8 protein-coding genes are annotated in these 12023 nt (G+C 34.1%); 4 read left to right on the plus strand and 4 right to left on the minus strand.

What is annotated here, in order from left to right; all coding sequences use genetic code 11:
* Positions 1–8: 8 nt before the first annotated feature.
* Both B2Z27_RS07185 and B2Z27_RS07190 read right to left on the minus strand, forming a co-directional pair.
* Positions 9–3968, minus strand: coding sequence for a non-ribosomal peptide synthetase (locus B2Z27_RS07185; protein ID WP_286813160.1), 3960 nt, complete (start codon positions 3966–3968; stop codon positions 9–11).
* 325 nt (positions 3969–4293) lie between these two features.
* The gene (locus tag B2Z27_RS07190) at positions 4294–4419 is read right to left on the minus strand and encodes a hypothetical protein (RefSeq protein WP_286813161.1); all 126 of its coding nucleotides are present in this window, start codon (positions 4417–4419) and stop codon (positions 4294–4296) included.
* An 810-nt stretch (positions 4420–5229) separates the two neighbouring features.
* On the opposite strand from B2Z27_RS07190, the gene gmd reads away from it, so the two are divergent.
* The 3 genes from gmd to B2Z27_RS07205 all read left to right on the plus strand — a co-directional run bounded on the left by gmd (position 5230) and on the right by B2Z27_RS07205 (position 8940).
* Entirely contained in the window at positions 5230–6342 is a 1113-nt protein-coding gene (gmd, locus tag B2Z27_RS07195; protein WP_286813163.1) for a GDP-mannose 4,6-dehydratase, read from the plus strand.
* A 40-nt stretch (positions 6343–6382) separates the two neighbouring features.
* The gene (locus B2Z27_RS07200; RefSeq protein WP_286813164.1) at positions 6383–7477 is read left to right on the plus strand and encodes a GDP-L-fucose synthase family protein; all 1095 of its coding nucleotides are present in this window, start codon (positions 6383–6385) and stop codon (positions 7475–7477) included.
* A gap of 116 nt (positions 7478–7593) precedes the next feature.
* The gene (locus B2Z27_RS07205; RefSeq protein ID WP_286813165.1) at positions 7594–8940 is read left to right on the plus strand and encodes an exopolysaccharide biosynthesis polyprenyl glycosylphosphotransferase; all 1347 of its coding nucleotides are present in this window, start codon (positions 7594–7596) and stop codon (positions 8938–8940) included.
* A gap of 18 nt (positions 8941–8958) precedes the next feature.
* On the opposite strand, the gene B2Z27_RS07210 is transcribed toward B2Z27_RS07205, so the two are convergent.
* Positions 8959–9825, minus strand: coding sequence for a DUF808 domain-containing protein (locus B2Z27_RS07210; RefSeq protein ID WP_286813166.1), 867 nt, complete (start codon positions 9823–9825; stop codon positions 8959–8961).
* Between the two features lie 116 nt (positions 9826–9941).
* On the opposite strand from B2Z27_RS07210, the gene B2Z27_RS07215 reads away from it, so the two are divergent.
* Positions 9942–10916, plus strand: a complete 975-nt coding sequence (locus B2Z27_RS07215; protein ID WP_286813167.1) for a Gfo/Idh/MocA family protein — start codon at positions 9942–9944, stop codon at positions 10914–10916.
* Between the two features lie 2 nt (positions 10917–10918).
* Here the strand turns inward: B2Z27_RS07215 and B2Z27_RS07220 are convergent, their stop codons facing one another.
* Positions 10919–11938, minus strand: a complete 1020-nt coding sequence (locus B2Z27_RS07220; RefSeq protein ID WP_286813168.1) for a nucleoside hydrolase — start codon at positions 11936–11938, stop codon at positions 10919–10921.
* Positions 11939–12023: the final 85 nt, after the last annotated feature.

Here is a 12023-nt window from a genome sequence, read left to right on the forward strand (position 1 = left end):
TTTTACACCTAGTTATTTTTATCTAGAACGTTTTGGAGCGTCTTTGACAAAATTTTATCATTAGGTGGTGAAAACATTGTTAAATGCTCTCCGGGTACATAATGAACTTCTATACCATTTTTGGCATATGATTTCCACCCCAAATTTTTAGGATCATGGGTATAATCTATTACATCTTGTATTCTGAACAGATCTGCCTTAATGGGCAAAGGTTTTAAATGGTATTTATCCACGACCTTATTATGCTCAATAATTCTGCTTTCATATTCCCAATCGTAATCCATTTTAGACAAGGTATTCTTATCCTTTTTCAACCTTAGATAAAACTTCTTCAAGTTTGCCTTGGTAACGCCTACTCTATAATTAAAGCCCTCTCTGCTTAACAATAATTGTTTTAATACATGTAAAGCCTTATTCGCTATATAATTACCGAATGCCAATTTTTTACCCAAATATGTATTACGCCCATAATGCGCATACGCATAGGTATCTAATAATGCCAAGGTAGATATCTGTTCTCCTCTATCCATCAACTGCTTTGCCATTTCATAAGCAATAATACCCCCAGAGGAATAACCCGCTAATTTATACGGTCCTTTAGGTTGTGTTGCCAATAACGCATCATTATAATGAGATGCTATTTCTTCCACAGAAGTCAACATAGCTTCTTTACCGTCAAGACCTTTTGCCTGAAAACCATAAATGGGTTGCTCTGGATCCATATGGTCCTTTAGGGTTTTAAACGAAAGAATATTTAAACCTGCTCCATGAACAATGAACAAAGGGGTCTTAGAACCTTTTGGTTGTATTGGCACCATAGAATCCCAGGTTACGGTATTTTCTTCTATTTTTAATAAACTAGCCAGTCCCCTAACTGTAGAATACTCAAACAATGAAGAAAGAGGTAAGCGCTGACCAAATTTTTGCTCCAAACTGGTCATTACCTTGGCTGCTATTAATGAATGCCCGCCAAGCTCAAAGAAATCATCATCTAGATGTACTTGGTTTAAAAACAAGCATTCTTTCCATACTTCACAAACCAATTCTTCTGCTTTTGTTAATGTCCTACTAGGCTCATTTATATTGGTTTCACCATTTAAAACAGTATCGGGCAGGCTCTTTCTATCTAACTTGCCGTTTATGGTCACCGGCAATTCCTTTAGTCTTATATATTCAAAAGGCAACATAAAAGAAGGCAATTCCTCGGCAAGTTGATTTTTCCATTCCAACACACTTGCATCCCAATCCTCATTACTTCCATTAAAAACAATATATGCTTTTAAAGCATGATTTCTAACATCTGTTGCAGCAGCTGAAACTCCCTTTAATTTCAGTAGAGCGTGTTCTATCTCGCCAAGCTCAATTCTATGACCACGAACTTTTACTTGACCATCTTTCCTACCCAAACACTCTATTTGACCGTTAGGCAAAAGTTTACCTAAATCGCCCGATAAGTACATTTTAGATTGCCCGTCACCAACAAACGTATTATTCACAAAACGCTCATTAGTTAGTTCTCTTTGACCTAAATACCCGTTTGTTACTCCCTCACCGCCAATAACGATCTCACCTACCATACCTTTTGATACAGGATTTCGCTGGTCATCCAGGAGGTAAATTTGAGTATTGGCAATAGGCTTACCTATTGAAATAGGATTATCGTTTGCCGTAATTTTAGTAAGTATACAGCATACCGTGGTTTCGGTAGGGCCATAAATATTCCACACTTCATCACATTTTTCCAATAATTGTAATGAAAGTGCTTTAGGCACAGGTTCTCCACCGATCAATGCTTTTATAGGTAATGGTTTTTCCCAACCGGAATCCAGTAAAATCTGCCAAATGGTTGGCGTTCCCCACATTATGGTAATATTATCGGCAATTGCTTTTTGCAATAAAAGATGTCCGTCTTTTCTAGTGTTTTCATCTACCAATACTACACTTGCTCCGTGGATTAATGGTAAAAATATCTCCATGACCATAGCATCAAACGAAATGGTCGTAGTTGCGAATATTCTGTCATGTTCTGAAATACCTGGCTCAGAACCCATTGAATATAACAAGTTAATCACATTTTTATGCGTTACCTGTACACCTTTAGGTTTGCCCGTAGATCCCGAAGTATAAATGATATAGGCGCCCGAATCTGCAGATACATCTATTTTCTGAAAATCCTCATTCCCGTTGGCTACAATATCCTCCACGAAAATTGTTTGACAACTGTGATCCAGTTCCTTCTTAGATGTAGTGCAAATGAAAAAAGTGGCATGAGCATCGGCTATCATCAGTTTTGTACGAACATCCGGATAACCGGTATCTATAGGAATATATCTAGCTCCACATTGTAATATGGAAAATAGCGTAATAATTAAATCTGGAGATCTTTCTAAGGAAATTGCAACCGTAACCCCTGGCTTAATGCCTTTTTGCCACAAATAACCGGCTGTAGCATTGATCCTATTTTGCATTTCTGCATAAGTAATTTTCTCTTTATTAAACTCCAGTGCTGTTGCATTTGGGGTAATTTCAGCTTGTTTATGGAATAACTCGTGTAAGTTGGTATTTGGTAAAGCCATTGAAGCACCTTCAATACCGATCTGCTTTGGTTCTTTATCAATTATTTCAGATAGTTTGGCATAAGGGTTTTCAACCAATTGGTTAATAATGGTCTTAAAAGCACTACCTAAGTTTAGTATCGTGTTCTCTTCAAATAAGTTGGTATTGTAAGACCACTCAAGTGTTATATTATCATTGGAGCCTGTAGCATTCAAGAACAATTCAAAAGTTTCAAAATTACGAGCATTACTATGATAATCATAGGTTAACCCTTCAAAAGCAACATCATCATCTAAATTCATGTCCACATTAAAAACAACAGGAACCAAGGGAACCCTACCTGGTGTTCTAGGGATGTTCAGTTTTTTCAAAAGGCTACCAAAGGTGAGTTCTTGATTTTCGAACGCATCAAAATTGTCAGATTTACGTTTCTTTAAATAATCAATAAAACTATCATCATCATTAAGCTCACTTTTCATAGGAAGCAGCTTAACGCAATGACCCACTAAATTTTTAACGCCCATGTTAGATTGCCCCGCAACAGGAAGCCCTAGCACTATACTTTTTTGAGCCGTAGTTTTGTAGAGCAATATTTCAAATGCGCCCATTAAGGTCAAAACTAAACTAGAACCAGCTTTAATACCAGTATCTTTTATGCGCTTTACAATTTCTTTATCTAAAGTTTGATTTATACGAGCACCGTTATAGGTTCTTTTCGTTACTTGTCCAAAATCGGTAGGTAAATTTGTTTTGGGAATCTCACCTTTAAAAAGGTTCAACCAGTACGTTTCAGCTCTTTCAAACTCGCCATTGGTTTTTAATTCCTCTTGTTGAGTCACATAGGCAGTGTACGGTGTTGCTACCGGAAGATTATGAGATTTATGGAGTACTTTAGACGAATATAGCGCGCCTATTTCCTGCATAATAATGCCAACGGACCATCCGTCGCAAACAATATGGTGTGCGGTAATTGTAAAATTATAAACTTCCTCATCAAGTTTAAGCAGTGCAAACCTGATCAATGGTCCTTTGGTAAGATCAAAAGAAGTATTCGTATCCTGTTCAGTATAATTATGTATTGCCTCCTTGGCTTTCTCAACTGAAAGTTGACTATAATCCACCAGGTCGATATTAATAAACACCGATGAAAAAACGTTAATATACTTACCATCTGGGCTAAATGAAGACCTTAGTGACTCATGACGCGCAATCAACTCATCTACCGCCAATTGCAACGCATTTACATTGAGCTGTCCTCGCAGTTTTATAGTAAGGGAAAGGTTGTAAGCAATATTTGCCGCCTCACCACCAAAATAACAAGAATACCAAATTTCCTCTTGCGCATCGGTCGTTTGCAAAATATGCTTAATCTCAGGTCCTTCAAAAGGATTAAAAGGTGTTAAAACTTCCAAGATTCTATACTAAATAGGTTAATTATTAAGATAAGGGAAACACGTTTAAATTCACACAACTTCACCTTAATGGGTGTAATTATTTAAATCTTGGGATAAATATATTTATATTGCTAACAATATGGACTTAGATTCGCTAATCTGTATATAAAAAGAGTTGTTTGTAAAAAAGCGAAGATTTTAGCCCCCTACTTAAGACCCTTATTAATGATGTATATAACAACAAAAAAAGGTACAACCCAATAAAGTTTGGACTATACCTTTTCATTATAAATTACCAAGTTGGCATTTATAAATACTTAGTATAATTTATCAAAAAACTGTATTAGCCCTTCAACAACCTTTCCGTCATTAATTTGGCATATATTATTTGATTTTCTTCAATAAAAGTACTTTGATCATAGTCCGTTTTACTTCTATCCAGAATCATATTTATGTCAGTTTTTTTCATTTGACTACTTTTCATGACCTTCATGTAAGGCTTAAGTAGTACGTAATAATTTTCAAGAGAAACTAGTTTTATCCTTTGATAACAGGATACTAGCCGCTCATCTAAAATGCTAGCTATCATCATACAGTGGTTTAAGTTGATAAAAAAACGGGGAAAAACAATAACGGATTAAAATACTTTAAAACAAATAATACCTACAATTAACAGAATAAAATTAATAAAAAATCATCATTTGTTATAATATTATTTAAAATTTAACATTACACATATCAATAATGCAATTGTATAATACTTGTTACATTATATAAAATTTTCATTTGATATTTAACGTTGCAATTGTATTATTCTATTTTGCCCATATACACCATCTAACAAATTGCAAATGGATATAGATTATGGACATTTAATACATAAAATTAAATAAAGCAAGTAGAATCTTACATTTAAAATGTAGTTTACTTTTAAAAATCTCAAAAATTGCCCACCAAAAACACAGTTTATCGAATAAATCATTAAATGGCCTAAGGTTTAATTTCATTGTACTTTAAAACATAAATAATGTTCTAAATTTGTTGTAACCATTGACTACTACCAATAAATTATTCAATATTTTTTTCACTAAATAAGAATAAGCGAATAATTGCAATATAGTTAATGGCAATATACAGTTTCACATTAATTTGAAGTAGTTATAAATGACCTCTCCAGAAATATTCATTTCAAGACATAGTATGGCTCTAACAAATTATCGATTATATTAAAAAACTAAATACTTAAACCAAAATACTATAAAATTTATTTCACATTAAAATGAAAGTAGCATTAATCACAGGAGTAACAGGTCAAGACGGAGCCTATTTAAGCGAGTTTTTATTAAAAAAAGGATACCAAGTTCACGGACTTAAAAGAAGAGCTTCTCTTTTTAACACAGATAGAATAGACCACTTATATCAAGATCCACATGTTGAACATAGAAATTTTGTGCTTCATTATGGTGACATGACCGATAGTACTAACCTGATCAGATTAATACAAGAGATACAGCCTGACGAGATATATAACTTAGCGGCCATGAGTCACGTTCATGTATCTTTTGAAGTACCGGAATATACTGGAAATGCTGATGGATTAGGTACTTTAAGAATATTAGATGCAGTTCGTTTATTAGGGTTGGAGAAAAAAACAAGAATTTACCAAGCGTCTACTTCAGAATTATACGGTAAAGTGCAAGAAGTACCACAATCGGAAACTACACCTTTTTACCCAAGAAGTCCATATGCTGTTGCTAAAATGTATGCGTTTTGGATTACGGTAAATTACAGAGAAGCATATAATATGTATGCTTGCAATGGTATCTTATTTAACCATGAATCACCAATTAGAGGGGAAACTTTTGTCACAAGAAAAATCACCCGAGCAGCGGCAAGAATAGGCTTAGGGTTACAGGATAAATTGTACTTGGGTAATTTGGATGCCCAGCGTGATTGGGGGCATGCCAAAGATTACGTACGTATGATGTGGATGATTCTTCAAGCAGATGAACCAGAAGATTGGGTTATTGCCACTGGCAAAACTACTCCTGTTAGGGAGTTCGTAAGAATGGCATTCGCAGAATTGGGCGTAGAATTAGAATTTAAAGGTGAAGGTGTTGATGAAAAGGGATTTGTAAAATCTTGTACTAATCCAGACATTCAATTAGAAATTGGTAAAGAAATATTATCTGTTGACCCTAAGTATTTTAGACCAACCGAAGTAGAATTGTTAATCGGAGATGCTACAAAAGCAAATACCAAATTAGGATGGATTCCTGAATATGATTTACAGGCTTTGGTAAAAGATATGATGACACATGATCTGAAATTGATGAAAAAAGATCAATATCTAAAAGATGGTGGATATGAAACTTTCAATTATTTCGAATAAAATTAATTAATACGTCTAATCAGAAGGTAAAACACATCACATGTTAAACAAAGAAGCCAAAATTTACATTGCAGGTCATAGAGGTCTTGTGGGCAGTGCAATCGTCAAGAATCTTGAAAGCAAAGGGTATTCTAATTTAATCTATAGAACACATAAAGAATTAGACTTAACTGATCCCACAAAGGTTGCCGCATTTTTTGAAGCGGAAAAACCAGCATATGTAATACTAGCTGCAGCAAAAGTTGGAGGCATAGTTGCCAACAATACGTATAGAGCAGATTTTATTTACGAAAATTTGATGATTCAGAATAATGTAATTCATCAAAGCTACCTAAATGGTGTCAAAAAATTACTCTTTTTGGGTAGCACATGCATCTATCCCAAAAATTGCCCTCAACCGATGAAAGAGGATTACTTATTAACAGACACTCTAGAATATACGAATGAACCATACGCTATAGCTAAAATAGCAGGCATTAAGATGTGTGAAAGTTACAATCTTCAATATGGCACTAACTTCATTTCAGTTATGCCTACCAACTTATACGGTCCTAATGACAACTTTGATTTGGAAAAATCTCACGTGCTACCAGCATTAATTAGAAAAATGCATTTGGGGAAAGCACTAGAAAATAATGATTGGGAATCTATAATTACAGACTTAAATTCATTACCCATTGAAGGTGTGAGCGGCGATTCTAGCAAAGAAGATATACTTTCCATTTTAGATAAGTACGGAATAACAATGAAAGATGACAATACCGTTGACTTAGAAATATGGGGGTCTGGAAATCCTATGAGAGAATTCCTTTGGAGTGAAGATATGGCAGATGCCTGTGTCTTTTTAATGGAACAAAGAGACTTTACAGATTGTTATTCCAATGATAACAAGGAAATACGTAATACTCATATAAACATTGGTACCGGCATTGACATTTCTATAAAGGATTTATCGTTATTAATAAAACAAAAAGTAAATTTTAAAGGGAATTTATATTTTAATACCGATAAGCCAGATGGAACATTAAAAAAACTCACCGACCCAAGTAAACTGCACGGTTTAGGCTGGAAACATACTATTTCCTTGGAAACAGGTGTGCAAAAAGTTTACTCTTGGTACTTAGGTAAAAATTAAGAATATCTATTAGGTTTCTATCAACCCCAAATGTACTCCTAGCCAATAACCAATAGTTATTGGCTAGATGTAACAACCTATTATTAGCTCTTTAACCAACCATTTTAAAAGCTATAATGAAGAAATCTCTTTTTATAATACCAATATCGTTAATAGTACATATCTCTATTATTAACGTTTTGCTTTATATATATACTCCCGAAACATATCTGAACATTTATAGCATTATATACTATAATATTGCATGGCTATTAACTACATATGGCCTAAACTTCTACCCAACGGCAAGAAGAGATGGTTTTTTGACGAATATTAAAAACTTTATAACCCTATTTACTATATATGGACTAGCATATTTTTCCTCTTTTATTTTTTTTGGTGCTCATTATTACAAGACTACTTATTTAATATTGGTCTATATTCAAATTTGCACATTATTGACCATTTTTAGGGTCATATTTTATTGGGGGAGGAATTTATATAGAAAAAGAAGAAATAAAAATACCAAGGTAGTCGTAATAGGTAAAGATAACAACCTACAGAAACTAAAGCGCATATTTGACAATCCTGAGTATGGGTATTCCTATGTTGGGTATTTCGACAATTCTAAAACAAATAATCAGAATTGTTTAGGAGACATAAAAAGTTCATTTCATTATATTTTTGAAAATAACATTGAAGAAGTCTACTGTATGGCCTCTAAATTGACCAAAGTAGAAATTCAAGATTTAATAAAAATTGCCGACAATAGTTTGAAAAGAATTAAAATAATTCCAGATCATAAAGAGCTATTTTCCAATACTATGTCAATTGAACTATATGGTGCCGTCCCTATTTTAAATTTAAGAACATCACCTTTAGATTTAAATTATTCAAATTTAATTAAACGTATTTTCGACATTGCTTTTTCAAGTGTTGCCATTCTATTTATTTTATCTTGGCTAACGCCAATAGTTTATGTTTTAATGAAGATAGATTCTAAAGGTCCATTGTTTTTTAAACAAAAGCGTCATGGGGTAAATAGGCAAATTTTTTGGTGTTACAAGTTTAGATCAATGACCAAAAGCGAAACAAGTGATACACAAATGGCTTCTAAAAACGATGTTAGGGTTACAAGATTAGGTAAAATCTTAAGAAAAACCAGTATTGATGAACTACCCCAATTTTTTAATGTTCTAATGGGTAATATGAGTGTTGTAGGTCCAAGACCACATATGGTAGTTCATACACAGGAATATGAAAGCTCTATTGACAAGTATCTTGTTCGTCATTTTATAAAGCCGGGAATAACTGGTTTGGCACAAATACAAGGTTGTAGAGGAGAAATTATTGAAAAAGCAGATATCATTAACAGGGTTCGTTATGATATTTTTTATATGGAAAAATGGTCACTAGGATTAGATGCAAAAATTATATTCATGACTGTATATAATGCCATTAAAGGAGAAGCACGTGCATACTAAACAACTAAACTCAAGAACCTATTTTTTCAATATTGATTTAACTCCTTTAAAAATCAAAAGAGCTACAAACCCTACTACAAGTCCAGTTAAAAATTCCACAATAACACCTGGAACATTAGGCAATAGATGATGCAAAAATTCAATATTGTGTACAAATATTCCGCCAGAAACCAAAAGTAATGCTATTGTACCTACAACAGCAAGCGCTTTAATCACCTTAGGTAATGCGCTTACAAAAAATTGCCCTATTTTATCTGAAATGGTATTGGTCTCTTCATTTATGTTAATTAATCTAGCTCCAAACTCATCCATACGAACTATTAAAGCTACAATACCGTATACTCCAACCGTAGCTAACAAAGCAACAACTGAAACAACAGCTATTTGAGTAGCTAGAGGTTCTTCAATAACAGTTCCTAACGCAATGATCACGATTTCTATTGACAAAATAAAATCCGTTAGAATAGCAGATTTCACTTTTGACTTTTCCAGTTCTAAAATTTCCGCCTTGCTCATTGGTTGAGTATCGGCAGAAACATGGTCATGCTTGTGAGGTACAATAAATTCATAAATTTTCTCGGCACCTTCAAAAGCAAGATAAACACCTCCTAAAATTAAAATCACTGTAACCGCCCAAGGCAAAAAAGCACTCAACAAAAAGGCGATAGGTAGAATTATAATCTTATTGAGCAAAGAACCCTTAGTAATTGCCCAAAGTACCGGTAATTCTCTTTGAGAGACAAATCCTGATGCTTTTTCTGCATTTACCGCTAAATCATCACCGAGAATACCAGCCGTTTTCTTAGTAGCTATTTTACTCATTGACGCTACATCGTCCAACATTGCCGCTACGTCATCCAATACTGCAAAAAATCCTGATGCCATTTATATCATTTTGCTCAAAAATAATTCAACAAATTCATTATTAAGAATTCTATACCTAAAAAAGATAACCCATCCCTAATTTGTAACTTTAGTAAGAAATAAAAAGAGAACCTTAAATGAAAGAAATTAATTGGGGAATAATTGGTTGTGGAGATGTTGCCGAAGTAAAAAGTGGGCCTGCTTTTCAAAAAGTGGAAAACTCCAACTTGCTAATGGTCATGCGCAGAAATGAAGCTAAGGTCAAAGATTTTGCACAACGCCATGAGGTACCGTTATGGACTACCAATGCTGATGATATTATACACGACCCAAATATCAATGCAGTATATATTGCCACTCCCCCATCTTCTCACCTTACCTATACCATACAGGCTCTAAAGGCAAATAAAAATGTGTATTTAGAAAAACCAATGGCACTGAACCCAAATGAAGCTAACCAAATTTGTGAAGCATTAGTAGATAGCACAGGTAAATTAACCATGGCTCATTACAGACGTAAACTACCCGCTTTCTTAAAAGTAAAAGAATTACTAGAAATTAATGCTATTGGCAATGTGCTTCACGTTGGATTACAAGTTTTACAATCTAAAAATGAACTATTTGCTTCTGACAAAAAAGAGAATTGGAGAATACAACCAGAAATATCAGGTGGTGGGTATTTTTTCGATTTGGCACCTCATCATTTAGATTTAATGATTCATTTTTTCGGGTCCATTGACAAGTTATATGGCCTTACCACGCCAACCAAAATCAACAACAAGGTAAATGAAATCGTTAACGGTATTATCGCATTTAAAAATGGTATACAATTTCGAGGTCTTTGGCAATTTAATGCCGCCGAAATAAACCAAAAAGATGAGTGTATTATATATGGAACAAACGGATGTATCAAATTTTCGTTTTTTGGATCGAAAGTTCACCTTATATCCAAAACAGAGGAAAGAGTATTTGAATTCAACAATCCTAAACATGTTCAAGAGCCTATGATCGAAGCAACTGTTAATTTCTTTTTAGGAAACAATAAAAACCCATGCTCTGCTGAAGAAGGACTTTTGGTTATCGATATTTTAGAACGTTTAAGCAGTCGATAACCTTATTTTTCAACCCCCAACAACACCAACTTCGTAAAGAAATCGTCAAACAACAAGCGATTATCAAGCTGTTGATATACTCGAATGTTTCGCCCTTTTAAATTGACTTTATATAAACCCTCTTCATTTATAATTGGAGCTTGTTTTATAACATAGCTACTCGATGATGGGTCTGGCTCAAATGACGACTGAAGAGCGGTCAGAAGCACTAACGGATTATCGCCATATATATACACCTCCCCCATAGGAATATTCCATTTATCCAATTTCGTATAAGCCTCTTTCATCACATTAAATAAATGATTACCAAGCTTGCCTTTACCTTTAACTTTTATCAATAGTTCGGCATCTGACATTATAGGTTGTCGATAAACGTTTCTTGGTACTTGCCATATATTGATGTCTGAATCATTGAATATAACTTGAGCGGCTTTAATATCGATTCCTAAATTATACTCTAAAGTAGTATACCCAGGTGGCGGAATTGCGATATCTGTATATTCTGGACCGCCGATCCAAACCAAGGTTAATTTTTCTGCAATTTCAGGTTCAAGCAAGTAAGCACTTGCGATGTTAGTTAAACCTCCACCACAAACAACATACAAAGGCAAATCTGTATCGGTACGCATTGCTTCTTTAATGATTACCTGGACTGCTTCGCTATCTATAGGTTTTGTAACATCGACCATACTTCGGCTTTTATCTATATACACATTAACAGAATTTTCGAGCCCCAAGATATTAATGACTTTCATCGCCTGTTCTTTTGCGTATTCTGAAGTTCCAGGTCCGCCAAAACCTTGTTCATATAAATGGGAAGCAATTATCCCTCTTATTTCTACTGATGGTGACATTAAGTGGTGTGCTAATTGAAAGAGTCCGTCAGGATCACCTCCCAAATCATTATCTATTATTACTCGCATTCTGGGCTTCACCAAAGAGTTCAGCTCTTCTAATCGGGTTTGTTGTGAAAATCCAAATGAAGAAATAACAAGAAACAGAATTAGAAATATAGACCGCATAAGCTTTATTTTTTTATGAAATACGTATCAACAACAATTAATTTTATATTACTACAATGATTACAACAACTTAAATCATCAATAT

Source organism: Maribacter sp. UBA3344, from assembly GCF_002362375.1.
In the GTDB taxonomy this organism is placed as follows: Bacteria; Bacteroidota; Bacteroidia; order Flavobacteriales; family Flavobacteriaceae; genus Maribacter; species Maribacter dokdonensis.

Bases quoted from the DNA above. Each gene is read 5' to 3' on its own strand.
- B2Z27_RS07215 (WP_286813167.1), top strand. From the start codon at position 9,942: ATGAAAGAAATTAATTGGGGAATAATTGGTTGTGGAGATGTTGCCGAA.
- B2Z27_RS07220 (WP_286813168.1), bottom strand. From the start codon at position 11,938: ATGCGGTCTATATTTCTAATTCTGTTTCTTGTTATTTCTTCATTTGGA.
- gmd (WP_286813163.1), top strand. From the start codon at position 5,230: ATGAAAGTAGCATTAATCACAGGAGTAACAGGTCAAGACGGAGCCTAT.
- B2Z27_RS07190 (WP_286813161.1), bottom strand. From the start codon at position 4,419: ATGAAAAAAACTGACATAAATATGATTCTGGATAGAAGTAAAACGGAC.
- B2Z27_RS07205 (WP_286813165.1), top strand. From the start codon at position 7,594: ATGAAGAAATCTCTTTTTATAATACCAATATCGTTAATAGTACATATC.
- B2Z27_RS07200 (WP_286813164.1), top strand. From the start codon at position 6,383: ATGTTAAACAAAGAAGCCAAAATTTACATTGCAGGTCATAGAGGTCTT.
- B2Z27_RS07210 (WP_286813166.1), bottom strand. From the start codon at position 9,825: ATGGCATCAGGATTTTTTGCAGTATTGGATGACGTAGCGGCAATGTTG.